This is a genomic window from Christiangramia sp. 3-2217-3z (genome assembly GCF_051195275.1).
Classification (GTDB): domain Bacteria; phylum Bacteroidota; class Bacteroidia; order Flavobacteriales; family Flavobacteriaceae; genus Christiangramia; species Christiangramia marina.
Genome location: NZ_JBNJLI010000004.1, coordinates 68960 through 95549, shown reverse-complemented (window position 1 = coordinate 95549; position 26590 = coordinate 68960). Strand labels below are relative to the sequence as shown.

Sequence of the window (26590 nt, the reverse complement as noted above, 5' to 3'; positions counted from 1 at the left end):
TTAAGAAAGATTTAGTAGTAAGCACGGGGCTTTCGCTTTGAAGTGTTTCACAATAGACTTACCTTTTAACTACCAAAAAATTAAAGATATGTCTATGATAAATGAAAAGGAATTTAAAGAATTAGCTAGCTATAAAAATGACACTTGTGTGTCTATTTTTATTCCAACACAACGTGGTGGAAAAGAAGTTTTAGAACAGAAAAACCTTAAGCACTTACATTCATTTTGGACTGAGGCAAGTAAAAAACTTTCAGCTAAGGGATTTGAAAAAAGTAAGTTAGATACGATGTCTAAGAAGTTTGAAGAACTTCTGGACGATAAAGATTTCTGGAGACACCAGTCAGATGGACTGGCAGTTTTCGCTGCTCCAGATTATTTCAAAACTTTCAGTCTTCCCGTCAATTTTGAAGCTTACACGTATATTTCCGAAGAATTTTATGTGAAGCCATTAATACCAGCAATGAATGGTGATGGCAAATTTCATGTATTATCTTTACAGATAAGTGATGTGCAGTTATATGAGGCCAGTAAATATTCTATAACTCCAATCGATATCGATGATCTTACACCTTCAGAACTTGAAGAACGTGTAGGGTACGATTATAAAGAAAAAGCACTGCAATTTAGAACGCAGGGAGCTGGAGGAGAAAAAACTCAGTTTCACGGTCACGGTGGTAGTGAAAGAGATGAAAAAGATGAGATCAAACAATTCTTTCGCGCGGTAGATCAAGGACTTCAAAATTATTTAAACAAAGAAAAGTTACCATTGATCGTTTACTGTGAGGATTATCTATTTCCAATTTACAAAGAGGCTAATACTTACAATCACCTTGTAGATGAAGTTGTGGACGGTAATCCAAATGACTCAGATCTACTGGGAGTGCATGAAAAGTCTCTGAAGATCGCGGAAAAATTTCTGGATAAGGATCGCGACAGCAAGCTTGAGAAATATAAAGAGCAAAGTCAAACAGAGAATACCTCTTCTGCACCAAGTGATATTATGGCGGCAATCCATCATGGAAGAATCGATACATTATTTGTCGAAAATAGAGCCGAGATATGGGGAACTTACGACGAAGATCAAATGAAAACTGAGATCGACGATGAGCAAACCAGTGAAAACAGCTCTCTTATGAATCTGGCGGCGAAGAAAACTATCGAAATGGGCGGAAACGTTTATTTAATTCAGGATTATTTAATGCCTGAAAAAGAATCTAAAATGAATGCACTATTCAGGTTCTAATATTTTTAAAAGTTCAAGGAGCCCGGAAATATTTTCCGGGCTTTTTTTATTCCCTCTTCTTAGCAAAAACTGAATTTAACCTTAACTTTATCCAACCAAACCAGAAAAATGGATACAAACTTAGCCGTGCTCATTGATGGAGACAATATTCCTTCAGCACATATAAAAGAAATGATGGAAGAGATTGCCAAATATGGTAATCCTACGATCAAAAGAATATACGGAGATTGGACCAAACCTCACTTGAACAAGTGGAAAAGTGTGCTTCTTGAAAATGCCATTCAGCCAATTCAGCAATATGGATATACCCAGGGAAAGAACGCTACAGATTCTGCAATGATCATTGATGCCATGGACATTCTCTACTCTAATAAAGTTGATGGCTTCTGCCTGGTTTCAAGTGACTCCGACTTTACACGTCTTGCTACCAGACTTCGTGAAGCTAGCATGAAAGTTATTGGTATTGGTGAAAAAAAGACTCCAGATCCATTCATTGTCGCCTGCGATAAGTTCATCTATATTGAAATTCTGAAGAATAATTCCAAGGAGAATGAAAATGAGAATGATAAAGCAAAAACCAAGGAGAGTAGAAAACAGAATGTAGACAAGATCACTCCAAAGGTGGTCCGATTAATTTCACAAACCATTTCTGATGTTGCCGATGAAGATGGCTGGGCATTCCTTGGGGATGTTGGAAGTTTACTTCAGAAAAAACAACCGAATTTTGATTCACGTAACTACGGTTTCCAGAAGCTAACTCCAATGATAGATTCTATTGAAAAGTTTGAAATAGAATCCAGAGAGAATTCTAATTCTCGATTTAAACTTATCTATGTTCGAAATAAATAAATGCTAATGCGGAATATCAAAAAACTACATAAAGCTGAATATCGCCCTATCGGGGATTTGAAGACCTGGTCTCCTATGCCAACCAGAGAATTACAAATGCTCGATCCATTTCTGTTCTTAAATCATCACGGTCCGCAAACCTATGATGCGAACAACCAGGGATTACCGTTTGGCCCGCACCCACATCGAGGTATGGAAACGGTCACTTTTATCATTGAAGGTGATATCACGCATAAGGATACTGGTGGACATACTAGTGTAATTGAAGCCGGAGGCGTGCAGTGGATGACTGCGGGAAGCGGACTTTTACATGCGGAAGTCTCTTCTGAAGAATTTAAAAAGAATGGTGGTGACCTCGAGATCCTCCAATTGTGGGTGAATCTTCCAAAAAGACTGAAGATGATGCAACCACAGTATAAAGGACTTCAAAAGGAGCAGATCTCCGTCTGGGAAAATGAGGAAAGATCTATAAAAGCCCAGGTCGTTTCAGGGAACTTTAAAGGGATACGTGGGGCTTTTGATACTCCAACTTCTGTTGATCTGGCTGTGGTACACTTTAATGCTAATACAACACTGGAGCTGGAAATTCCCAGAGACGAAACGATCTTCTTTTATGTAATTTCTGGAGAACTAAATGTAAACGATATTCTGGTGCCTGCCTTACATCTGGCTGAATTTTCCAATAATTCTGAAATTCTGAATATCAAGGCTTCAGTAGATAGCAAACTATTGATTGGTCATGCTAAACCACTAAAGGAAAATGTTGTTTTTGGAGGACCTTTCGTTATGAATTCTGAAGATGAAATCAGGCAGGCCTACGATGATTTTCACTCTGGAAAGATGGGTAGCTGGGATTAGTTGCCCTAAAAATTCTTTCAGTCTTTTATCTTATTAGGCTGAAGTGTCCGGTTAATGTCTTTTCTCCGTTTTGGATCAGACTAAACCAGTATTCTCCAGCAGGTAGATCTACATTTTCAAATTTACCGTTCCACCTGGCATTCTTAGCATCCAGCACAGTATATAATTTACCATACCTGCTATAGATCTGTACAATATAATCTGAAGCAATACCATGAACGGTCCAGGTATCATTAAAACCATCACCGTTTGGAGTAAAGAAAAGATCATAACCAAATATGGATATTTCTTTTGAAATCACGTCGCAAGCCTTGTTATCCCGAACATATACTGTATGAATTCCAGGTGGGACATTACTAAAAATCGAACTCGGCTGAAATTGCCCGATATCGTCCAGTGAAAATTCATAGGTTGCATTTCCAGTGATATCAATCTCCACCTCATATCCATTAGTAAGGTTCCTTATATTCACCTCCTGAATGATAGCTGTTTCTATAAGATTAACTTGGAAGTTTCTTGAACTTATGCATGAATTTTGATTGGTTACTTCTACTCTATAACTCCCTGGTGCTGAAACGTAAATTTTCGAGGTTGACTGTGGAAGTTGCTCCTCTTCGTAAAACCATTGAATTAACAAATCTTCTGAAGCATTCGAGTCCAGACCAGAGTCAAGCAACAATTGTTCATCATTAGCATTGCATAAACTTAATACCAAATCTTCCGGAAGTTCAGCCACACCAGCATTTTGAATTGGTAAAATCGCAAAGCCTAGACAAACTTCCTGATCAAGAAGTTTCACATATAGCTTTTCCTGTTGTATTTCAGAAAATGAAATGTCTGTTAGTATTTCAGATTCCTCATTTAAGGCATCGTTTTTACTTAAGTAAATCTGGAAGTCGGAAGCATTATTGTTTTCTTCAAAAAGATGATCTCTAAGATCGTTGATTTCTATGTCATTACTACCAGATCCTTCAGCTGAACAAATTGAAAATACGTCCAAAATGGTTTCAGAAGTTATAGTAAGTTTTATCTCTGTGATTTCAGAACATCCAAAACCATCATGAACAGTCCCATAAACGATTGCCGTACCAGAACTGTAATTTTCAGGATCGGTGATCTGATTAACTCCGTTTTCGGCATCTGATCTATTTATAAAAAACTCTTCTAACACCGTTCTCTGATTCGGATTCAAAATTTGGGAAGCACTTTCAAGCAAGTTAAAGCGGACAGTTTCAGTATCAGCAAAACCACATGCGACAAGTTCTGCCGGGCTATAATCTATTTCAGGATAATATTCTATGATCACGTTACCCTGGGCAATGCAGCCTTCCGTAGAAGTTAATTCAATTGAGTATTCACCAGGTGTGTTTACACGTAATTGATCACCTGTCTCATCCTGCAGCAGAACACCGTTTCTGTACCATTCCACCTGATCTCCTGATGCAATAGCCGGTTTAAGTAATACACTTTCACCATAGCAAATAGCATCATTATTCTGAACCAGCCGATCTGGCCCAAGATCTGCACTGGATTGAAAACTTCCAGCTTCCAGGAATACTGCAGAATCATATTTATCATTGAGATCATCAGCGATTACAAGCTTAACATGATATGTTTCTCCTGGGATGACATCTGCGACAGCATTTAAAACTTTCGTCTGACCATCGAATATCGTTTCAGCATCAAAATTGAAGCGATCAAAATAAGCCTCGTTGACAGCCGGACAATTGTCAGAAATATAAGGATGAACGGTCGTATTCAAAATGGGAGTTTGAGTACCCGGGACGACTGCAAGGTTTTTGTAAATGGTTTCATCTGCTTTCCGAATGAAAAAAGCAAAAGCATCAGAAAAATAACATGTCACCGAATTATCAAACTGATATTCTTCAGAAGCAAATAGATAGCGAAAACTAATGCCGGCAACATTGGGTACTAAATCAAATTCTATAACCGTGGCGTTATAGGAGTCGATATTAAGTTCTTCCTCTAACTGGCTATCACCGTCCCAGCCGGAATGAAAGTCATTTGCCAGACTGGAAGTGGGCTCTGAAATCGTTTCAAGTTTTCCCGTGCTTAAAACCAATCCATTACTAATTGGAAATCCTGTGCCAGCTGCATCAAAATACCCGAAACTTTTACTGCCATCGGTAAAATTTGCTCCGGAAACATTGGTCACCACAACATCTGTAATGCAGTCACTTTGTATGAGCACTTCTTCGATAAGTTCCTGTGCAGTATATCGATCCTGATCGACCTGAATGCTCTGAGAGAAACTCAGTGCAGGCAGTAACATTAGCAGGATCAATTTTCTCATGAAAGCCTTGAACTAACTCTTAATGTCTCTTTTTGAGAACTTTTACAATATCCTCAAGTCCGTAACCTTTGGCTTTTAAAAGAATCATATAATGAAACAACAGATCTGCACTTTCATTTAGGAAAAGGTTTTCGTCATGATCTTTGGCTTCAATGACCACTTCTACAGCTTCTTCACCAACTTTTTGTGCGATCTTATTAAGCCCTTTATCGAACAATGAAACAACATAACTATTCTCGTTTTCCTGTCTGTTTTCCTTAGGTGTTTCACTCAGCTTCTTCCTGCTGGCGATAATACCTTCCAATTCTGAAAGAAAACCGTATTCTGCTGAGTTTTCCTCAGCCCAGCAAGTGTCTGTTCCTCTATGGCAAACAGGTCCTTCAGGACGAACTTTGATGAGTAAAGTATCCTTATCACAATCAAGTTTTATAGAAACCAGGTTCAGAAAATTTCCACTTTCCTCACCTTTAGTCCACAGTCTCTGTTTGGTTCTACTGAAGAAGGTTATTTTTTTGGATTCGTTGGTTTTCAGATATGCTTCCTCATTCATATAGCCAAGCATCAATACCTTTCCAGTATCCTGATCCTGAATGATCGCAGGAACGAGTCCGTCGTTATTTTTATTAAAATCGATATCCATAATATTATATTCTTACCGGAATTCCGGAATTTTTAAGACTGTTTTTTAGATCTGAAATTTCAATTTCTTTAAAGTGAAAAACACTTGCAGCCAGAGCAGCATCTGCTTTACCTTCCTTAAATGTATCTTCAAAATGCTGAATATTCCCCGCACCTCCAGAGGCAATGATCGGTATATTCAATTCTTCTGAAAGCATGGCTAAGGCTTCATTCGCAAAACCATTCTTGGTACCATCGTGATCCATGGAAGTGAACAGGATCTCTCCAGCCCCACGACTTTCTACTTCTTTGGCCCATTCAAAAAGATCCAGTTCTGTTGGAACCTTTCCTCCAACCAGGTGAACCGTCCATTTGCCATCAATATTTTTCGCATCAATAGCAACCACCACACACTGACTCCCAAATTTTTCTGATAATTGATTAATAAGATCAGGGTTCTTTACTACGGAAGAGTTTATAGACACTTTATCTGCACCATTCTTCAGAAGTATGTCTACATCTTCTACGGAAGAAATTCCGCCACCAACGGTAAATGGAATATTAAGTTGTTCTGCTACGTCAAGAACGAGTTTTGCCAGCGTTCTTCTTTTTTCTTCAGTAGCTGAAATATCAAGAAATACCAATTCGTCTGCTCCTTTTTCAGCATAAGCAGCGGCAAGTTCTACCGGATCACCGGCATCACGCAAGTCAACGAAATTGACGCCCTTAACCGTTCTGCCATTTTTAATATCCAGACAGGGAATTATTCTTTTTGTAAGCACAGGTCTTAAATTTCAAGGTTTTTAAGTAGTTCTTATTTAATAGGTCTACTCCTATTCGTTTTCTAAAATATAATTTTCAAGTTGCTTCAGACTAATACGATTCTCATAGATCGCTTTTCCTATGATCACACCTTCGCAACCAAGTTCCTGCAATTTCGGAAGTTCATCAAACTGTGATATTCCACCAGAAGCGATCAATTTAATATCTTTAGTTTCGTCCAGAATCTCAGCATAAAGATCAAAAGATGGCCCTTCGAGCATTCCGTCCTTACTAATATCTGTACAGATCACATATTTGATACCTTCAGTTTCAAAATTCTGAATAAAAGGAATTACCTCCTGTTTGGATTCTTCCAGCCAACCTGAAACTGCAATCTTTTTGTTCCTGGCATCTGCTCCAAGAATGATCTTTTCAGCTCCAAATTTAGTAAGCCAGGATTTGAAGATCTCTGGATTCTTTACTGCAATACTGCCGCCCGTGATCTGGTTCGCTCCACATTCAAAAGCAATCTCCAGATCCTTATCTGTTTTAAGTCCGCCACCAAAATCCACATTTAAAGAAGTTTTTGAGGCAATGGATTCCAGAATTTTATGGTTAACGATATGACTGGATTTAGCTCCATCGAGATCTACCAGGTGAAGGTATTTGATACCATGTGCTTCAAAAGATTTAGCCACTTCCAGAGGATCTTCGTTGTATATTTTCTTTGTGTTGTAATCTCCTTTAGAGAGTCTTACGCACTTGCCGTCGATAATATCTATCGCAGGGATAATTCGCATATTATAAGTCCAAAAAGTTCTTTAAAATCTGTTCTCCGGTTTTACTGCTTTTTTCAGGGTGAAATTGTACACCATAAAAATTATCCCTGTTTAATGCAGTGGAATAATCAACTCCGTAATTTGTTCTGGCAATTTCATCGCTGCATTCCGGGACATAGAAGCTATGCACCAGATAAACATATTCTTCTGCAGACACATTTTCAAAAAGTTTGCCTTGAAGTTCGGTGATCGTATTCCAGCCTATTTGTGGCACTTTTAGATCTGTATTAAATTTCATCACTTCAGCATCGAAGATACCTAAACCAGTAGTGTTTCCTTCTTCCGAAGATTTGCACATTAATTGCATTCCCAGGCAAATTCCAAGTACCGGTTGCTTCAAATCTGGAATAAGCTTGTCTAAACCAGTGGATCGCAACATTCTCATGGCGCTACCAGCTTCTCCAACCCCCGGAAAAATCACCTTATCAGCATTCTGAATTTCTTCGGCATTGCTGGAAAGGACAGCTTCAAAACCCAGTCTCTGAACAGCAAACTTAATGGATTGGATGTTTCCTGCCCCGTAATCGATAATTGCAATTTTCATTATAGCATTCCTTTTGTAGATGGAAGGATCATTTTTTCTGTATCTCGTTTAACCGACATTTTTATCGCTTTGGCAAAGGCTTTAAATATTGCCTCGATCTTATGATGTTCGTTCGATCCTTCAGCTTTGATATTTAAATTAGCTCTGGCACCATCTGTAAAAGACTTAAAGAAGTGAAAGAACATTTCCGTAGGCATTTTACCGATCATTTCGCGTCTGAAATCTGTTTCCCAAACCAGCCAGTTTCTACCACCAAAATCAATGGCTACCTGGGCAAGACAATCGTCCATTGGTAAACAGAAGCCATATCGTTCCATTCCGAGCTTATTTCCAAGCGCTTTATTGAACACTTCACCAAGAGCAATGGCCGTATCCTCAATGGTGTGGTGTTCATCCACTTCCAGATCACCCTTTACTTTGATCGTAAGGTCCATTTGTCCATGCCTGGCTAATTGATCCAGCATATGATCGAAAAAGTCAATACCGGTACTAATATCGCTTTTCCCGGTACCATCGAGGTTTAGATCGATCTTAATATCTGTCTCGTTCGTTTTTCTCTCGATCCCGGCTGTACGATCCTTAAGTTTTAAAAATTCATAAATTTCCTTCCAGGAAGCCGTTTTTAAGGCAATATGCTGAGTTACTTCTTCTTTATCTTTCGAAATTTCGTCTGCAGCCAGATCTTCATGCGTATCTATAAAGATGCCTTTTCCTCCAAAGTTCATGGCAAACTCCATATCTGTAAGCCTGTCCCCGATCATAAATGATTGCTGAAGATCATAATCTTTATTATTTAAATATTTCTCTTCCAGCAGTCCGGTATTGGGTTTGCGGGTTTTAGCATTGTCTCTTGCAAACGTACGATCGATCAATTGTTCTGAAAATTTTACGCCTTCGCTTTCAAAAGTTCTGGTAATAAAATTTTGATAAGGCCAGAAATCTGATTCAGGAAAACTGTCGGTTCCGAGTCCGTCCTGATTGGTGACCATCACCAGTTCATAATCCAGTTCTTTGGCAATTTTATTCAGGTAAGTGATCGCCTGGGGATAAAACACAAGCTTATCGATACTGTCGATCTGGAAATCTTCAGGTTCGTGGATAAGAGTTCCATCGCGATCTATAAACAATACTTTTTTCATGATTCTAATTCTTTGAAGGCCTTGAGTAAATTCTGATTTTCTAATGCTGTTCCTACTGTAATTCGAAGACAATTTTCGCAAAGAGGTTGCTTGCTTCTATTTCTAACGACAATACCTTTACCGATCAATTCCATATATCTTTGATCTGCATCATCCACCTTTATAAGTAGAAAATTAGCATCTGAAGGAAATATCTTTGCAACATAATTTAGCTGAAGTAATTGTTTAGATAAATTATCCCTTTCACTCTTAATATCAATTACTTGCTGTTTTATATCAGAATAATTCTGAAGACCTTTGATTGCTCTTTGCTGCGTTAATTCATTTACATTGTATGGAGGCTTGATCCTGTTCAAAATTTTAATGATCTCTGCTGAAGCGAATAGCATTCCCAACCTGATCCCGGCCATCCCGAAGGCTTTAGAGAAAGTTTGAGTAATGATAAGATTTGGATATTTATCAAGTGATTGAGTCCATCCTGCATCGTCTGAAAAGTCTATATATGCTTCATCGATCACGACCAGGCCATTAAAAGATTCCAAAAGTTTCTGAACCAGTTCAGTTTTGAAAGAATTACCTGAAGGGTTATTTGGCGAGCACAGGAACAACAATTTTGAGTTGGAGTCTTCAGCTTCCAAGATTGCATCCACATCTGGTTCAAATTCTGAAGTTAATAGCACTTCCCGATTTTCAATATTATTAATTCCAGAAAGTACCTTATACATTCCGTAAGTTGGTGGCAAACTTATAATATTATCCTTTCCGGGTTCACAAAATGCCCTGAAAATGAGGTCCAGAACTTCATCACTTCCATTCCCAAGTAATATTTGCTTTTCAGGAACCTTCTTAATTTCTGAAATTTTTGATTTTAAAAGCATTTGCTTTGGATCTGGATATCGGTTCAGTCCGTTCTCAAATGGATTTTCATTCGCATCCAGAAATATCATTGCTTCACCATCAGTTTTATATTCATCCCTGGCAGATGAATATGGCAGAAGACTTTTCACGTTATCCCTTACGAGATTATTCAGATCGAAATTCATTATTGGTTCAGTGATTTTAATCTTAAGGTTACAGCGTTCTTATGAGCCTGTAATCCTTCAGCTTCTGCCATTAATTCGATTGCAGGACCTATATTTTTAATTCCTTCTTCTGAAACTTTTTGATAGGTGATCTGCTTCATAAAACTATCCAGATTCACCCCGCTATATTGTTTCGCATAACCATTGGTTGGCAAGGTGTGGTTGGTTCCCGAAGCATAATCACCGGCACTTTCGGGAGCATAATTTCCAATAAAAACAGATCCCGCATTTATAATATTATCCACAAAATAATCCTCATTTTCTGAACATACTATAAAATGCTCCGGCCCATACTCATTAATTAGTTCCAGAGCGGTCTCTTCCGTCTCTACCAGAATAAGTTTCGAGTTTTCGATCGCCTGTTGCGCAATGGCCTTTCGCGGCAGTTCATCGAGCTGCTTTTCTACTTCATCACTTACTAGCTCTAGCATTTTTTCTGAAGTACTTACCATGATCACCTGGCTATCTACGCCATGCTCTGCTTGACTCAACAGGTCTGAAGCAACAAAAGCCGGGTTAGCTGAATCATCTGCATACACTAGTAATTCTGATGGTCCTGCAGGCATATCTATCGCTACCTGATATCTCGTGGCCAGCTGTTTTGCCACAGTAACAAATTGATTCCCTGGTCCGAAGATCTTATAAACTTTGGGTACACTTTCGGTACCAAAGGTCATTGCTCCAATCGCCTGGATTCCACCAATTTTAAAAACCTGGGTTACTCCGCACAATTTCGCCGTATATAAAACTGCAGGGTTTACGTTTCCATTTTTATCTGGCGGTGTACAAAGTACGATCTCCTCGCAACCGGCAATATTTGCTGGAGTTGCCAGCATCAAAATAGAGGAAAACAAAGGTGCAGTTCCTCCGGGAATATAGAGCCCCACCTTCTGTATCGCCTTTTTTTCCTGCCAGCAATTTACTCCATTCATGGTTTCCACAACAACTCTATCAGTTCTCTGGGCTGCATGAAATATTTCGATGTTCTTTTTAGCCAGTGCTATCGCCTCTTTTAATTCCTGAGAAATTTCAGCGGAAGCTGCATCCAGTTCAGCAGCAGAAACCTTGAATGTATCCAGATCGATTCCGTCGAAAGCTTTGGTATATTGTCTAACTGCAGCATCGCCTGTAAGCCTGATCTCATCAAAAACCTTATGCACTGTTTGCTCGATATCGGCCACCGTTTGAGTTGGTCGCTTTAAAATTTCGCTCCATTTATATCTGTCAGGATTGTTGATCGTGTTCATCATTGTAAATTAAAGTACCATAGTTTCTATTGGTGCTACCAGAATTCCTTCAGCACCATTACTTTTCAGTTCGTCCAGAACTTCCCAAAATCTATCTTCATTGATCACGGTATGGATCGAACTCCATCCTTTCTCTGCCAAAGGTAAAACAGTTGGACTTCTCATCCCGGGAAGCAGACTAATAATCTTTTCTAATTTATCATCAGGAGCATTCAGAAGAATATACTTTGAAGTTCGTGCGTTTAATACAGATTTTAATCTGAATTGCAGTTTTTCAAGGATCTGCTTGCGTTCTTCAGAAATTTTAGGAGAGATAGCCAGTACCGCTTCACTTTTCAGCATTACTTCAACTTCCTTAAGTCCGTTTTTGAAAAGTGTACTTCCGCTGGACACAATATCGCAAATAGCATCTGCAAGTCCAATATTTGGAGCAATTTCAACAGAACCATTAATGATATGAAGATCGGCAGAGATACCTTTCTCCTGCAGATAGTCTTTCACGGTGTTTGGATAGGAAGTGGCAATTTTGAGTCCGTCAAGGTCACTAATACTGTTGTATTTGAAGGACTTAGGCACCGCGAGGGAAACTTTACACTTTGAAAAACCAAGTTTCTCTCCTCTAATAATATCTTTTCCTTTCTCAATAAGCACATTCTCCCCGATGATTGCAACGTCTACCACTCCATCTCTTAAATATTGAGGTATATCACCATTACGTAAATACATCACTTCCAATGGAAAATTTCGGGATGATGCTTTTAGCTGCTCTTTTCCATTATCGATGGAAATACCTGCATCTTTTAAAACTTTGATAGAATCTTCAAAAAGTCTTCCTGACTTCTGTACTGCGATTCTTAATTTTTGCTGACTCATAATTTAGTTAATATTAGGAATAAAAAAACCCGCTTGATTTCTCAAACGGGTTATGATATTATAGTTAGTGTTACAACATATCAAATTTACCTCGCTCGAGCGTGGGGTAAAAAATGATGGTGATGTACATTAAAATTCGTCATTGTGATGCCAAAGCTAAATAAAAATCTGAATTATAAAACCAATTTTTTAATTTTAAATATTTGTTTATTAGTTGTCACCAAGAATAATTGGCATTCCACCTTCACCGGAACCTATAACAATTACCTTGCTATTTGGTGATTTTGCTAGTTCCACGGTAGCCTGAATTCCTTTTTCCTGTAATACCTTATCTGTAAGTGATTCGCTAAGAATAGTATTCGCACGGGCTTTACCTTCAGCATCAATTCTTTGTCTTTCTGCCTCTTGCTCTGCTTTTGAAAGTCGGAATTCGTACTCAAGTGATTCCTGTTCCTGTCTAAGCTTACGTTCAATCGCATCTTTGATCGTAGACGGCAAGGAAACATCTCTTACTAAAACTTCATTTACCTGAACATATTGATCTTCCAGAAGCAGGTTTGTTTCATCAAAGATTTCCTTCTGAATTGCTTCCCTTTTACTGGCATAAAGTTGCTCTGGATTGTAACGTCCTACCACAGCCCTTGTTGCAGATCTTATCGCTGGCTGAAGTAAACGTTGAATGTACGCTTCTCCTTTTTCCTGGTGCAATTTACCAAGAGCTTCGTATTCTGGCTGAAACCAGACGGAAGCATCGAGGCTAATTTCCAAACCGTTAGAAGATAATACAGTCATTTCTTCATCGATGGATTGCTGACGTACTTCGTAAACAAAAACTTTGTTCCAGGGTGCAACTACGTGAAATCCTTCAGAAAGAGGACTTCCTTCAGTTACAACACCACCACCAAATGTTTTGTAAAGAACCCCGGCTTCTCCGGAATCAATAGTTACAGTAGATTTTGCTAATAAAATTATTACAATGACTAACCCGATAAATAACGGGATACCAATTTTAGGTAATCTTTCCATATAAATTTTTGAACTTAAATTAGACCCTTATATTTTCGGTAAAACCATTCCAGGGCTAGGGCAAACACAAGAAGAAATAGCAGGTAGTACCAGTCTATCAAAGGTACGGTTTTTTGTTCGCTTTTAAGAACTGGCCTGTGACTATCATTCTTCAATAAGTAGTCTTCAAAAGTTTTAAACTGATCTTCGTAAAAAACGGTTGAATTATTATTCGCAGCCAGGAATTGCATTGCTGCCAGATTTGCTGTTTGTTGTTGCTCTTCCGCATTATAATCGAGCACGTTGAAAGCTCCATTTTTGAGCAAATTTGGATTTTCAGCCTGTAATTTATAGGTGTAATTCCCAGGTGCAAGATTCCCGATCTCTGCCACATATTTCAGGTTCCTAGCTACCAGATTGGTTTTTAAAACAGTATTTCCAAGACTATCCGAAATACTGATATTAAGATTAGCTCCTGAATCGAAGCTGTAATTCTCGTCGTAATAAGCAGCACTTATTTCTACATGTTCATTCTCCAGAAATGTTTGAGGATGCTCTGCGATCAACCTTTCGTTCGATTTCACAGCGCTTAAATTCTGTACCAGATCTCCAATAAATCCATTGAACTGCTGAAAATTCTGATCTTTTCGAAAACTTGCTGCTCTCCAGCGCCAAATATTTTCACCGGTAAGCAAACCGATTTTTGGATGGACTATGGAAACAGCAAGAAGCGGACTATCAGTTTCGACCCCCTGTATTACTTGATATAATTGTACTGCGTAACGATTTGCATCGATTTCCGTTTCGCCAAATGCAATTTGTAAGGGCGGTAGATCTTCGTAGGCTAAATGTTTTGGCTGATAAATGGCAAAGTTGTCATTCTTTACAGCAAAGACATCCTGTGGCTGATCAATACTGTTCTTGGAAAATCCTAATTGGAGTTCGTTCAGAAATTGCCAGTCCGTTTCGGGACCTGTAATGAACAACTTTCCTGCCTCAAGACCAGAAATTGACTCTATAGTTTTTTGAAAGTTTCGATTTACATTATGTAGTATAAATAACTGTATATCGGTTATTTCAAGATTATTAAAATCGCGAATATACTTTATCTCAACCTTACGTTGTGAGTTCGATTCTATAGCAGCCTTCAAAGCTCCCAGATCTGGATGAGGACCTGGACTTAAAATCATGATCTTAGAGCTTTCGTCTACAATTTCCACGGAGAAGTTTTCGGTATTGTTTCTGACATTCTTCTCATCTGGTAATTTGCTAAGCCTGGCAGTATAGTTTTTGAGTCCGATACTTTTAGCTTCCAGTTCCGCGTTTACAATCAATGATCTATTCTTTTCAGAAAATTCCATATCCTTCTGAAAAACAACTTTTCCTGAATTTAAAATCTGCAGTTTCGTATTGCGTTCGTTAGATCCAGAATAGTTCAGGAAAACTTCAACAGGAAATTTATTATTTAAAAAGGCATACCTGTTTACATTGATTCGCTGAATAGCTACATCTTCAAAACTACTTGTATCCCCTATGATCACAGGTAGTATTTCAGTAGATCCAGAAGATTTATGATATCGAAAGTCTCTGCCAGTATTTTGATTTCCATCACTAAGTAAAACAACTACACCCTTATTGTTATCCATGAGATCTTCAGCCTGTTTTAAAGACTGCTGAATATTGGTGAGTTCTTCACTGAAGTTTGAAGTAATATCTGAAGTGATAAGTTCCCTTCCGAAGTGATAATTGATAATATCAAATTTGTCATTCAGTTTTTCTGAAGAAAGAATCTTGTTTTGAAAATTCTGAAGCACAGAATCCTTCTGAAGAATTTTAATAGACTCTGAAGCATCTGATAGTATTACCAGATTCTCTTTCACCTGGGAGCTTTCAGTGTGAGTGATCTCGAGATTGATAAGTAGTAAAAGAATTAGAAATATAGAAAAACTACGAAGTCCGAAAAGTGCTAAATTCCCGGAAGTTTTTCGGTTTTTATGAAGATTCTGAAAAAAAGAAAACCCCAGAGCTATCAAAAGCGCCAGGGTAATTAATAATATGATTTGAAAGTTCATTAATTCACGTTGGTCTAGTGAAAATACAAATTATAGTCTGATTAAAGTATCTATAGCCCACAAAGCTCGATTAATTCTAAATCTTGAGTTTACTACACTTAATTCGCAGATCTTCTTCTAAAATTTAAATCACTCCATTTAAACGGAATAAATTTCAAAAGAATAGCCAGTCCCACTCCCATTAATGCCCCGGCAAGAGTCTGAAATAGAGAATCCTGAGGCAACAAATATGTAGCGATTCCAGATAGGACCATTACTGCAAGTCCCTTCCACTGACTCCAATTCAATTTTAGATTCATAAGATTATTCAATTAAGTATGCATTCCGCCATCTACATGGATCACCTGTCCGGTTACGTAAGAACTTAAGTCACTACCAAGATACACACATGTATTCGCGATATCTACAGGCTTTCCTCCACGTTTTAAAGGAATAGAATCTCTCCAGCCCTGTACTGTTTTTTCATCCAGCTTTTCGGTCATTTCGGTTTCGATAAATCCTGGAGCTACGACGTTTGTTCTAATATTTCTGGAACCAAGTTCCTGAGCCATCGATTTTGAAAACCCAATAATACCGGCTTTAGATGCTGCGTAGTTTGATTGTCCGGCATTTCCAGTCACTCCTACTACAGAACTCATATTAATGATACTACCAGAACGTTGCTTAAGCATGGTTCTTTGTACGGCTTTGGTCATATTAAAAATAGACTTCAGATTAACCTCGATCACCTTGTCAAAATCTGCTTCGCTCATTCGCATTAAAAGGTTATCCTTTGTAATACCAGCGTTGTTAATCACGATATCTATAGATCCAAATTCAGCATTTACATCATCGATCAATTTCTGTGCTTCTTCAAAACTGGCAGCATTAGATTGATAGGCTTTAGCTTTTACACCTTTAGTTTCTAATTCTTTTGCAAGATCTTCAGCAGACTGTGCCGAAGAATTATAGGTGAATGCGACATTGGCTCCATGCTCGGCAAAAACCTGAGCGATTCCTTTTCCAATACCTCTACTACCACCTGTGATGATGGCATTCTTTCCTTGTAGTAATTTCATATAACTTGATCTTGGTTAATTGTCTTTCCAAATATAGCAAAAGCCCAAGGCTTTGCATAAAAAAACCCTTCTTAGAGTATAAGAAGGGTTTCAAATTATTTTGGGTTTGCTTATCCTTTTAGAACTTCAGCAACTTTCTTCCCTATTTCAGCAGGAGAATCAACCACGTGGATACCATTCTCTCTTAAAATTTTCTTTTTAGCCTGAGCAGTGTCTTCACTACCTCCAACGATCGCACCGGCATGTCCCATTGTACGTCCAGCAGGAGCAGTTTCTCCAGCGATAAATCCAACAACCGGCTTTCTGTTACCGTTCTGCTTAACCCACTGAGCGGCATCAGCTTCAAGCTGACCTCCAATTTCACCGATCATTACAATACACTCAGTTTCATCATCGTTCATCAACAATTCTACTGCTTCTTTCGTGGTAGTTCCAATAATTGGATCTCCACCAATCCCAATTGCAGTAGTGATACCAAGACCTTGTTTTACAACCTGATCTGCAGCTTCATAGGTAAGCGTACCAGATTTAGATACGATTCCAACTTTTCCTTTTTTGAAAACGAAACCTGGCATGATACCAACTTTAGCTTCTCCCGGAGTGATTACACCTGGACAGTTAGGTCCAATAAGTCGGCAATCACGGTCTTTAATATAATCTGAAGCCTTTACCATGTCTGCTACAGGTATTCCTTCAGTAATAGTAATAATCACTTTAATTCCAGCATCGGCAGCCTCCATAATGGCATCTGCAGCGAAAGCTGGTGGTACGAAGATGATAGAAACATCTGCTCCAACCTGCTCTACAGCTTCAGAAACTGTATTGAAAACTGGCTTATCCAGATGCTTTTGTCCTCCTTTACCAGGAGTAACTCCACCAACTACATTTGTACCGTATTCTATCATTTGTTCAGCATGGAAAGTACCTTCACTACCGGTAAAACCCTGCACGATTACTTTAGAATCTTTATTGACTAAAACGCTCATAAATGTCTTTTAATTTTGGAACACAAAAGTATGTTTTTAAATATAAAACCTAAAGTCATTTTATAGATTATTGCGAGAAAAAACCTTAAAGTTGATATAAAATTAACTTGAAATGAAAATTCCCGCTGAGTTTACATCTCGTTTTCTAAAATTATCTACTTCCCGTAATCTTCATAAAACCATCGGAATCTCCAGTTTGGTTAACAACGATCTTCGTATAGTCCTTTGATTCTATAATCTTAGTTGCTTTTTTAACCGAGATCTTTTTGCCATTATAGAAAAAACTTCCACCCTCTGCATTGATCTCCTTGACAGTTTTTAATGGATCTGGAGCAGTTGGCGGAGCTGGAGGATTTGGTGGAGCCGGCATTTTTTTGGTCTGATGTTCAATAGCTTTCTTTTCCTCTATGATTTGTTTTAATTCAGCCTGATTTTTCTTAATTTCTAAATTCAGACTAGCTCTCTTCTTTACTAAGTTTTTCTATGTTATCCAACTTATGTCAAATTACATTCATTTTCTCAACCTGCTTTGATAACTCCACACTTTGTGTCTCATAATCATTTACCACATCTTCGTAAGTTGGAATATGGTGGACTTTTTCTTTTTGTACAGTCCATTGTGAACCTCCGGAAGTTTTTGAATTAGGTCGAGCTTCCCCAGTCGGAGCTGGAGGTGGCGGTGGAAGAATATCATGACCGCTAACTTTAGACATTCTACTTTTTCTGAATTCGCTATTCAGAGATTCCATAAATCCAGATGCTGGATTTATAACTTGCATTCTGAAATTATAACTTTTCAACTCTTCGTCTGTTATCCCTTCGGAAAGCTTATCCAGAGATTCACTTAACTTATCAGGATTCGTTTTTACTCCGTTTACTCGAAGCGTGTTGCCGGTAACCTGAATACTGAAGAGATTGTCTCTCTGTTCTCCAACACCTGAATTTGAGCTTTTGGAGGCTGGATCTCTGCCTTCTATAGCCTGTACTGGCGGTGGCGGAGGTGGTGGCGGTGTAGCACCAGTTTCTGGAGTGCTTGGAGCTAGAAACTCAGTTCCTGAAATTCTGGATAATTCAGTTTTGCGATACTCAGCATTAAGTTTTTCAATAAAACCGGTAGTTGAATTAGCGAAGTCTACATAAAAATATGGGTTTTTCAACTGCCAGTCGTTCCAGTTCTTAGTAAGCTTATCCAGCTCATCTGCAAAAATATTAAGGGATACAGGCTTGTCGTACAAAAGAATTTCTTTATTGTTCACTGTGATATAAACCGATTTTTTCTTCTGAAGCTCGATCAATTCCGATTTATCATCGATTTGCATCACTGGCTTTGCTACAATTTCTTCATTGAAAGTACAAATACAACCTCCAAGAATAGGCAGCAATACCAGCATTTTCATACTCAGCCGTCTGGCTGAAAGATTTTTTGTCATCATAAGTATTCGTTTTTTGATTAATGAATGATTAATGGGACTTGCCAGAACGTTAAGATCCTGTCCCCGGCTGTAACCTAAAAGAAGTTCAGTGTAATCTCTCAGGTTTTGATGCTTTACAAGTACTTGCTCATCTGCAAGAAACTCATGGTTCAATTTGATGGATTTTTTAATGAATATAAATATTGGATTGAACCAGAAAATGGCATTCACCAGTTCCAGAAATAGTAGATCCCAGGAGTGTTTTTGATCTACATGCGCTTTTTCATGTGCTATCACCGCTTCTGAAATTTTTGTGTTCTTAAATTCCTTTCTGCTGAAGAATATATAATGCAGGAAACTGAAAGGATTGATTGAATTACCAAGCAGCACATAGATATAAGGAAGTTCTTTTTTAAGTTGACCTTTCTTTATTGTCAATCGCATTTTATTAAGGTTCCATATAAACCGAAGCAAAAACGCGAAAAACCCAATAAAGTAAATTGCCAGCCATATCTGACTCCCATACTGGTCGAAGAAAGCAATTTCCTTAACTGCTGCTGAGTCTTCAGAGTGTACCGCTGTCATTGGTGTAATGTCAACAAACTCTTTGGCAACTACCTCGTAAGAAATGCTAACAAATGGTAGGATTGCTGAAAATAACAGCATGAAGATTAGATAAAAACGCTTTAGCCTGTTGGATTTTTCAGCTTCCAGAAAAAATTTATAGAAGCCAAAAAGAACCAGCAAACATCCCGCCGATTTTAAGATATACTCCAGCATCTCAATCTTTTTTTAATTTCTCATCAATCAGTTTTCTCAATTTCTTCAACTCATCGTCAGTAAGATCTGTTTCTTCAGTAAAGAAAGAAGCGAACTGGGAGGCAGAGTTATCGAAAAAGGATTTGATCATCCCATTCATTCTTTTCGAGAAATAAGCTTTCTTGCTCACTTTAGGATAATATTCTCTGGATCTGCCTATCTGCTCATAAGCAACAAAATTTTTATCCTGCATTCTTCTAAGCAAAGTTGCGATAGTCGTCGTAGCAGGTTTTGGATCGGGATAAGCTTCGATAAGTTGTTTCATAAAAGCTTTCTCCTGCTTCCAGAGTAATTGCATTAGTTCTTCTTCAGCATTAGAAAGTGACATAAGATACATATTGATTCTCTACAAATGTAGAATAAATAATTAACTCTACAAACGTAGAAGCAATTAAATATAAAAAAACCCTCTGTTACTCAGAGGGTTTAAATTTTATGACCAGGGATCATCGTCAATCTCTTCACCTAGCTGACTAATTTGAGTGCCCTTGTAGAGTTTTCCATCTTTCAGCTCCCACATTGCGACAAAATGCGCCAGTGGCATTTCTTCTTCAGGGTTTTCAATGGTACGTACGAAATAGGTGAAATGAATTGCAGCTTCACTGCCGTTGGAGATGATCTTTTCAGTCTCAGCCCGCAATGATTCGTATGATTCTGAAATCTCTTTCGTAATCGCAGAAATACCTTCTAAATTTAATTTTCTGAATCCTGTAGTACCGTACCAGCGTAATTCAACATCTGGATGAAGATATGCTTTCAGCACTTCCTCATCTTTATAGAAGTTGGATTCATAAAATTTGGTTACAATATCTTTAGTCTCTAGATCCATAAATCTTATTTTAATTTTTTGACAATCTCCGGCAATTGTTTAATCGCCGCATATTCTCTAAGTTTTGTTCGTACTTCACCAAAAGGCGTGCCCCAATAGGTTGTGCCAGGTGTAGTATCTTTTGAAACTCCGCATTGTGCCATAAGAACCGTTCCAGTAGCAATTCGAATATCACTTCTAATTCCAACCTGTCCCCAGATCGTGACATCGTCTTCTACGATCACGCAACCGGCTATTCCAATTTGAGATGCTAATAAACAATTTTTTCCGATAACAGTATCATGCCCGATCTGAATTAAATTGTCAAGCTTGGTACCTTCACCGATAGTAGTATCTCCGGTAACCCCACGATCTATCGAACAATTCGTTCCTATCTCTACATGGTCCTGCACTACTACTCTACCACCTGAAAGTAATTTATCAAATCCTTCTGGTCTCTTTTTATAATAAAAAGCATCACCGCCCAAAACCGTTCCACTATGGATAATCACATGATCACCAATCACACAATTATCACCGATGGTAACATTTGCGTGGATAAGACAGTTCTTACCAATAGAAACATTATTGCCAATAACGGCATTAGGTTGCACGATAGATCCTTCACCAATCTTTGCAGATTCTGCGATGGTAGCATTCAGTTTTTCAAATGGTTTGAAATAGCGTGTAAGCTTATTGAAATCGCGAAAAGGGTCTTCAGAAATAAGCAAAGCTTTACCTTTAGGACAGTCTACTTCTTTATTAATAAGAATAACCGTCGCTGCAGAGTTGAGTGCTTTATCGTAATATTTTGGATGATCTACAAAGACGATATCTCCCGGATTCACCACGTGAATCTCATTCATACCCAGCACTGGGAAATCTGCTTCACCTACATACGAACAATCAATAAGATCTGCTATTTGAGAAAGCTTATGTTCTTGAGGGAATTTCATAGATTATTCCTTAATTCTCTCTTTGTAAGTACCTTTTTCGGTTTCGATCTTGATCTTATCACCTTCGTTGATAAAAAGAGGAACATTCACCTCATAACCAGTTTCTACAGTTGCTGGTTTTGTAGCATTCGTAGCGGTATTTCCTTTTAAACCAGGTTCTGTATGTGTAACTTCCAACACTACACTTCCTGGCATTTCTACTGAAAGTGGCATGTTATCTTCAGTATTGATAAGAATAGTTACCACTTCACCTTCCTTCAAAAGCTTCGGCATATCCAGAGCATTTTCTGTAAGTCGAATTTGTGTATAATCTTCAACGTTCATGAAATGCCAGAACTCGCCATCTTCATACAAGAATTGATATTTATGAGTTTCAACTCGAATATCTTCAATCTTATGCCCTGCGGAAAATGTGTTATCAAGAACTTTTCCTGTAGTAACACTTTTCAGTTTAGTTCTAACGAAAGCCGGGCCCTTTCCTGGTTTTACATGAAGAAATTCAATGATCTTATAAATATCGTGGTTGTAACGAATACATAAACCGTTTCTGATATCACTGGTACTAGCCATAAGTTTTTAGTTTGAACTGAAGTATCCTTTCATGATACCTCTTTGTGAGTTTTTAATAAATTCTAATATTTCGTCCCTTTCTGCGGTGGCCTGCATTTCAGCTTCAATGATCGCTACCGCCTGGGAATTATTGTAATTCTTCTGGTATAATATTCTATAAATATCCTGAATTTCCCTGATCTTTTCCGTAGAAAAACCTCTTCTTCTTAGTCCTATAGAATTAATACCTACATAACTTAAAGGTTCTCTACCCGCTTTTACAAATGGAGGGACATCTTTTCTAACCATAGATCCACCGGTAACAAATGCATGTTTTCCAATGCTACAAAACTGCTGAATTGCTGCCATTCCCGCTAGAACAACATGATCTCCAACATTTATATGTCCAGCAAGGGTACTATTATTTGAAAAGATACAACTATCTCCTACGATACAATCATGAGCAACGTGGCAGTAGGCCATGATCCAGCAATTGTTCCCAATCACTGTTTTCATTCTATCTGTAGTTCCTCTGTTTATGGTAACACATTCCCGAATGGTTGTGTTGTTACCAATTACAGTAAGAGTATCTTCGTCATTAAATTTCTTATCCTGAGGCACCGCAGAAATTACTGCACCTGGAAAAATACTACAATTCTTACCAATACGTGCACCTTCCATGATGCTAACATTGGAACCAATCCAGGTACCTTCTCCAATCACTACATTATTATGTATGGTCGCGAAAGGTTCGATCACCACATTCTTGGCGATCTTTGCTCCCGGATGCACATATGCTAAAGGTTGGTTCATAGTTTTTATTTTGATTTTACAATTTGTGCCATAAGAATGGCTTCGGTCGCTAATTGTCCGTTTACGTAAGCATAGCCCTGCATCTGGCAAATTCCACGACGAATAGGAGCCAATAACTCCAGCTTAAAAATTAGAGTATCCCCAGGCACCACCTGTCTTTTGAACTTCACATTATCGATCTTCATAAAGAAGGTCAGATAGTTTTCAGGATCCGGAACCGACTTTAAAGCCAATATACCACCGGTTTGAGCCATGGCTTCTACTTGCAATACTCCGGGCATTACTGGTTTCCCGGGAAAGTGACCAACAAAAAATGGTTCGTTCATGGTCACATTCTTCATCCCAATCACGTGAGTATCTGTTAGCTCATAAATCTTGTCTACCAATAGAAACGGAGATCTGTGCGGTAACGTATCCATGATATCATTCACATCCATAAGTGGCGGTTGAGAAAGATCGATCTTAGGTACATTATTCCGTTTTTCAGCTTTGATAACCTTGGCTAATTTCTTAGCAAATTCAGTATTAATATAATGACCAGGTTTAGTTGCAATGATTTTACCTCTGATTCTCGTACCTGCTAAAGCCACATCCCCTATAACATCCAGTAATTTGTGTCTTGCTGCCTCATTTGGATGATGCAACGTTAAATTATCCAGGATCCCGTTAGGTTTTACTGAAATATCATCTCGATCGAAAGCTACTCTCAACTTCTGAAGAGTATCTTCACTAATCTCTTTATCTACATATACGATCGCATTGTTTAGATCGCCACCTTTTATAAGGCCATGTTCCAGTAAAGTTTCAATTTCATGTAGAAAGCTAAACGTCCTGGAATCGGCAATTTCAGTCTTAAATTCTGAAATATGCTCTATAGAAGCATTCTGAGTACCCAGTACTTTGGTTCCAAAATCCACCATGGTTGTTACCTGATATTCATCTGCAGGCATGAGGATGATTTCAGATCCATTATCATCACGATAACAAATAATATCAGTGACCACGAATTCATCTCTGTCTTCCTCCTGTTCTTCAGTACCAGCTTTCTCAAGCGCTTCTACAAAAAATTTGGAAGAACCATCCATAATTGGTGGTTCAGGAGCGTTCAACTCAATATATAAGTTATCTATTTCAAGACCTACACAGGCAGCAAGTACATGTTCCGAAGTCTGGATCGTAACACCTTTTTTATCGAGGTTAGTTCCACGCTGAGTATTTACAACGTAATTTACATCTGCCTCTACTTCAGGAGATCCTTCAAGATCTGTTCTTCTAAAAACATAGCCTGTATTTACAGGCGCTGGTTTAAAAGTCAGCGTTACTTCTTTTCCAGTATGCAGGCCAACGCCTTCAAGAGAAATTTCTTCTCTTATGGTTCTTTGTTTTGAAACCTTATTAGCCATTATTAATCTTTTTATCCAGTTGGTGAATTAATTTCATTGTTTTTGGTAGGTTTTTGAAATGTATGTAGGACTTATTATAATCGCCATAACCAAAAGCTGGCGATCCCTGAAGCATCTCATCATCCTTTATATCTCTTCCTATACCAGATTGCGCCTGTATTTTCACACGGTCTCCAATCGTTAGGTGCCCGGCAATCCCTACCTGTCCTCCAATAAGACAGTTCTTTCCGATCTTCGTAGATCCGGCAACACCAGTTTGTGCAGCAATAGCAGTATTCTCCCCTATTTCTACATTATGTGCGATTTGTATATGGTTATCCAGTTTCACACCTTTTTTGATAATCGTGGAACCCAAGGTTGCACGATCTATAGTCGTTCCTGCACCAATTTCTACATGATCCTCTATAATGACATTCCCTATCTGCGGAACCTTACTGTAAGCACCGGTTTCTCCCGGACTAAATCCAAAACCATCAGCACCTACTACAGCACCACTATGAATGGTCACATCGTTTCCTATAATACTTTCAGAATAGATCTTCACTCCGGCAAAAATAGTGGTGTTATCACCTATCTGCACGTTATCACCTATGTAAGCATTCGGGTAGATCTTGACATTTTCTCCCAGTTTCACCTGTTCTCCTATATATGCAAAAGCACCCAGATACAGTCCGTCACCATAGGTAGCAGATTCAGCAATAAAACTGGGATTTTCAATCCCCGACTTATTTAACTTGATCTGGTTGTAATATTCAAGCAAGGTTGAAAAAGCCTTGTAAGCATCCTTTACTTTAATCAATGTAGTATTTACCGGTTGCTCAACCTCGAAGTTCTCGTTAACGATCGTAACGCTCGCATTCGTGGTATATAAAAAGCTATTATATTTAGGATTACTTAGAAAAGTTAGTGAGCCTTCACTCCCCTCTTCTATTTTAGCAAGTTCAGAAACTTCGGCTTCAGGATTCCCCTCCACCTTACCTTCCAATATCTCGGCAATTTGTTTCGCTGTAAATTTCATTCTGGCAAAAGTAAAAAAAATGAACTAATCTTTAACTTTTGGATAACACATATAGTATTTGGTCACAGTATTTGTAAGAGCTTTGAGATTAAACTGGTCTGAAACCTTTACTACGTCACATATTCTACCATTTTTATGTAAAATATTGATAGTATCCTTTTCTCGTTTATAGGCAAGATTTGCGATTTCCCCTTCGAATACAAAGTAGGATGCTTCTTTTTCTGAAATATTATATTTCTTCTGAAGAGCTTTTTTTCGCTGATCCAGTTTGTCCTGGGAAGGTCGTTTCTTTTTGATCTTACTCTTAAGAAGTTTCCTGTTAATGATCATTTCGCACAAATTACTGAGCACGAAATCATCTGAATACATCCATTCCTTCATTGCAGAAATCACATCATTATCATCTAGCCTCGAAAACATCTCGAGAGTATGCTGATCGAAATTATGTCTTTCCACTTTATTCTGAAGAAAATACAACAGACTGCCGCTGGCATGTAATTGATGGCCCTCGCCTATTAATTCCTTGGCCCGCTTTAAAACCCGTATAAGCAATTGCTCTGCCACCAGGCTGGTTTTATGTAAATACACCTGCCAGTACATTAAGCGTCTACCTATCAAAAATTTCTCTACAGAATATATACCTTTCTCCTCCACCACCAGTTCATCATTCACCACATTCAGCATAGTAATTAGGCGTTCACTATTAATATTACCTTCTACGGCACCGGTATAGAAACTATCGCGTTTTAGATAATCCAGACGATCCATATCCATCTGACTACTAATTAACTGATACATAAATTTGCGATCGTAACTTCCTTTGAAGATCTGAATTGCCAGAGTTAAACTTTGGTTAAATTCAGTATTCATTTGTTCCATAAAAAGGAGTGAAATAGTCTCATGATCTACTCCTTCCACCAGGCTGTGTTCCATCGCATGACTAAAAGGACCATGTCCAATATCATGCATTAAAATTGCTATGAGTAATGCTTCTTCCTCATCTTCTGAAATCTCTACACCTTTAATTCTGAGTATCCTAACTGCTTTCAGCATTAAGTGTACACAACCAAGAGCATGATGAAACCTCGTGTGATGTGCCCCCGGATAGACAAGGTAAGATAAACCCATTTGGGAAATTCTACGCAATCTCTGGAAGTACGGATGCTCGATAATCTTAAAGATCCGTTCATTAGGAATGGTAATAAAACCGTAAATTGGATCGTTTAATATTTTGAGTTTAGTTTGTGAAGCCAAGCTTTTATAATCTAATGTTCAAAACAAAGATACATATATGAACTTAGCCCCGGTAATAAGTTCTATTTC

At 38.3% G+C, this 26590-nt stretch carries 27 protein-coding genes; 3 read left to right on the top strand and 24 right to left on the bottom strand.

Going from position 1 to position 26590, the window contains the following annotated elements; genetic code table 11:
* Positions 1-88 precede the first annotated feature (88 nt).
* The 3 genes from ACSHZO_RS08580 to ACSHZO_RS08570 all read left to right on the top strand — a co-directional run bounded on the left by ACSHZO_RS08580 (position 89) and on the right by ACSHZO_RS08570 (position 2950).
* The gene (locus ACSHZO_RS08580) at positions 89-1243 is read left to right on the top strand and encodes a hypothetical protein (RefSeq protein WP_298247057.1); all 1155 of its coding nucleotides are present in this window, start codon (positions 89-91) and stop codon (positions 1241-1243) included.
* A gap of 108 nt (positions 1244-1351) precedes the next feature.
* Positions 1352-2092, top strand: coding sequence for an NYN domain-containing protein (locus ACSHZO_RS08575; protein ID WP_295179413.1), 741 nt, complete (start codon positions 1352-1354; stop codon positions 2090-2092).
* Between the two features lie 6 nt (positions 2093-2098).
* Positions 2099-2950 (top strand): pirin family protein, encoded by an 852-nt coding sequence (locus ACSHZO_RS08570; RefSeq protein ID WP_298247056.1) that lies wholly within the window; start codon positions 2099-2101, stop codon positions 2948-2950.
* A 25-nt stretch (positions 2951-2975) separates the two neighbouring features.
* On the opposite strand, the gene ACSHZO_RS08565 is transcribed toward ACSHZO_RS08570, so the two are convergent.
* The 24 genes from ACSHZO_RS08565 to ACSHZO_RS08450 form a co-directional block, all read right to left on the bottom strand.
* Positions 2976-5264 (bottom strand): T9SS type B sorting domain-containing protein, encoded by a 2289-nt coding sequence (locus tag ACSHZO_RS08565; RefSeq protein WP_298247055.1) that lies wholly within the window; start codon positions 5262-5264, stop codon positions 2976-2978.
* A 19-nt stretch (positions 5265-5283) separates the two neighbouring features.
* The gene (gene hisIE, locus ACSHZO_RS08560) at positions 5284-5904 is read right to left on the bottom strand and encodes a bifunctional phosphoribosyl-AMP cyclohydrolase/phosphoribosyl-ATP diphosphatase HisIE (protein WP_298247054.1); all 621 of its coding nucleotides are present in this window, start codon (positions 5902-5904) and stop codon (positions 5284-5286) included.
* Positions 5905-5908: 4 nt separating this feature from the next.
* The gene (hisF, locus tag ACSHZO_RS08555) at positions 5909-6664 is read right to left on the bottom strand and encodes an imidazole glycerol phosphate synthase subunit HisF (RefSeq protein ID WP_298247053.1); all 756 of its coding nucleotides are present in this window, start codon (positions 6662-6664) and stop codon (positions 5909-5911) included.
* Positions 6665-6715: 51 nt separating this feature from the next.
* On the bottom strand, positions 6716-7444 hold the full coding sequence (hisA, locus tag ACSHZO_RS08550; protein ID WP_298247052.1) for a 1-(5-phosphoribosyl)-5-[(5-phosphoribosylamino)methylideneamino]imidazole-4-carboxamide isomerase: 729 nt from the start codon (positions 7442-7444) through the stop codon (positions 6716-6718).
* Position 7445: 1 nt separating this feature from the next.
* The gene (hisH, locus tag ACSHZO_RS08545) at positions 7446-8027 is read right to left on the bottom strand and encodes an imidazole glycerol phosphate synthase subunit HisH (RefSeq protein WP_295179402.1); all 582 of its coding nucleotides are present in this window, start codon (positions 8025-8027) and stop codon (positions 7446-7448) included.
* The gene (gene hisB, locus ACSHZO_RS08540) at positions 8027-9166 is read right to left on the bottom strand and encodes a bifunctional histidinol-phosphatase/imidazoleglycerol-phosphate dehydratase HisB (protein WP_298247051.1); all 1140 of its coding nucleotides are present in this window, start codon (positions 9164-9166) and stop codon (positions 8027-8029) included. Before hisB ends, hisH begins: the two co-directional genes overlap by 1 nt.
* Positions 9163-10209: a histidinol-phosphate transaminase gene (gene hisC, locus ACSHZO_RS08535; RefSeq protein WP_298247050.1), complete on the bottom strand. Its 1047-nt coding sequence runs from the start codon at positions 10207-10209 to the stop codon at positions 9163-9165. The genes hisB and hisC overlap by 4 nt, the downstream gene beginning before the upstream one ends.
* Positions 10209-11495 (bottom strand): histidinol dehydrogenase, encoded by a 1287-nt coding sequence (gene hisD, locus ACSHZO_RS08530; protein WP_298247274.1) that lies wholly within the window; start codon positions 11493-11495, stop codon positions 10209-10211. Before hisD ends, hisC begins: the two co-directional genes overlap by 1 nt.
* 9 nt (positions 11496-11504) lie before the next feature.
* Positions 11505-12368, bottom strand: coding sequence for an ATP phosphoribosyltransferase (hisG, locus tag ACSHZO_RS08525; RefSeq protein WP_298247049.1), 864 nt, complete (start codon positions 12366-12368; stop codon positions 11505-11507).
* Positions 12369-12578: 210 nt separating this feature from the next.
* Positions 12579-13394: a prohibitin family protein gene (locus ACSHZO_RS08520; protein WP_141877650.1), complete on the bottom strand. Its 816-nt coding sequence runs from the start codon at positions 13392-13394 to the stop codon at positions 12579-12581.
* A 14-nt stretch (positions 13395-13408) separates the two neighbouring features.
* Positions 13409-15445 (bottom strand): hypothetical protein, encoded by a 2037-nt coding sequence (locus ACSHZO_RS08515; RefSeq protein WP_298247048.1) that lies wholly within the window; start codon positions 15443-15445, stop codon positions 13409-13411.
* 98 nt (positions 15446-15543) lie between these two features.
* The gene (locus ACSHZO_RS08510) at positions 15544-15744 is read right to left on the bottom strand and encodes a hypothetical protein (RefSeq protein WP_298247047.1); all 201 of its coding nucleotides are present in this window, start codon (positions 15742-15744) and stop codon (positions 15544-15546) included.
* Between the two features lie 12 nt (positions 15745-15756).
* Entirely contained in the window at positions 15757-16503 is a 747-nt protein-coding gene (gene fabG, locus ACSHZO_RS08505) for a 3-oxoacyl-[acyl-carrier-protein] reductase (RefSeq protein ID WP_298247046.1), read from the bottom strand.
* Between the two features lie 110 nt (positions 16504-16613).
* Entirely contained in the window at positions 16614-17489 is an 876-nt protein-coding gene (gene sucD, locus ACSHZO_RS08500) for a succinate--CoA ligase subunit alpha (RefSeq protein WP_298247045.1), read from the bottom strand.
* A gap of 151 nt (positions 17490-17640) precedes the next feature.
* Positions 17641-17859 carry a hypothetical protein gene (locus ACSHZO_RS08495; RefSeq protein WP_298247044.1) on the bottom strand — a complete coding sequence of 73 codons (219 nt, stop codon included), beginning with the start codon at positions 17857-17859 and terminating at the stop codon, positions 17641-17643.
* Positions 17860-17989: 130 nt separating this feature from the next.
* Positions 17990-19681, bottom strand: a complete 1692-nt coding sequence (locus ACSHZO_RS08490; RefSeq protein ID WP_298247043.1) for a M56 family metallopeptidase — start codon at positions 19679-19681, stop codon at positions 17990-17992.
* A 1-nt stretch (position 19682) separates the two neighbouring features.
* Positions 19683-20048 (bottom strand): BlaI/MecI/CopY family transcriptional regulator, encoded by a 366-nt coding sequence (locus ACSHZO_RS08485; RefSeq protein WP_298247042.1) that lies wholly within the window; start codon positions 20046-20048, stop codon positions 19683-19685.
* Between the two features lie 105 nt (positions 20049-20153).
* Positions 20154-20549 carry a nuclear transport factor 2 family protein gene (locus ACSHZO_RS08480; RefSeq protein ID WP_298247041.1) on the bottom strand — a complete coding sequence of 132 codons (396 nt, stop codon included), beginning with the start codon at positions 20547-20549 and terminating at the stop codon, positions 20154-20156.
* A 5-nt stretch (positions 20550-20554) separates the two neighbouring features.
* Positions 20555-21484 carry a UDP-3-O-(3-hydroxymyristoyl)glucosamine N-acyltransferase gene (locus ACSHZO_RS08475; RefSeq protein ID WP_298247040.1) on the bottom strand — a complete coding sequence of 310 codons (930 nt, stop codon included), beginning with the start codon at positions 21482-21484 and terminating at the stop codon, positions 20555-20557.
* 3 nt (positions 21485-21487) lie between these two features.
* Positions 21488-22054 carry an elongation factor P gene (gene efp, locus ACSHZO_RS08470; RefSeq protein WP_298247039.1) on the bottom strand — a complete coding sequence of 189 codons (567 nt, stop codon included), beginning with the start codon at positions 22052-22054 and terminating at the stop codon, positions 21488-21490.
* 6 nt (positions 22055-22060) lie between these two features.
* Positions 22061-22846 carry an acyl-ACP--UDP-N-acetylglucosamine O-acyltransferase gene (gene lpxA / locus ACSHZO_RS08465; protein ID WP_298247038.1) on the bottom strand — a complete coding sequence of 262 codons (786 nt, stop codon included), beginning with the start codon at positions 22844-22846 and terminating at the stop codon, positions 22061-22063.
* 5 nt (positions 22847-22851) lie between these two features.
* Positions 22852-24249 carry a bifunctional UDP-3-O-[3-hydroxymyristoyl] N-acetylglucosamine deacetylase/3-hydroxyacyl-ACP dehydratase gene (locus ACSHZO_RS08460; RefSeq protein ID WP_298247037.1) on the bottom strand — a complete coding sequence of 466 codons (1398 nt, stop codon included), beginning with the start codon at positions 24247-24249 and terminating at the stop codon, positions 22852-22854.
* Positions 24242-25267, bottom strand: coding sequence for a UDP-3-O-(3-hydroxymyristoyl)glucosamine N-acyltransferase (gene lpxD / locus ACSHZO_RS08455; protein ID WP_298247036.1), 1026 nt, complete (start codon positions 25265-25267; stop codon positions 24242-24244). Before lpxD ends, ACSHZO_RS08460 begins: the two co-directional genes overlap by 8 nt.
* A 24-nt stretch (positions 25268-25291) precedes the next feature.
* Positions 25292-26521, bottom strand: a complete 1230-nt coding sequence (locus ACSHZO_RS08450) for an HD domain-containing protein (RefSeq protein WP_298247035.1) — start codon at positions 26519-26521, stop codon at positions 25292-25294.
* Between the last annotated feature and the right edge of the window lie 69 nt (positions 26522-26590).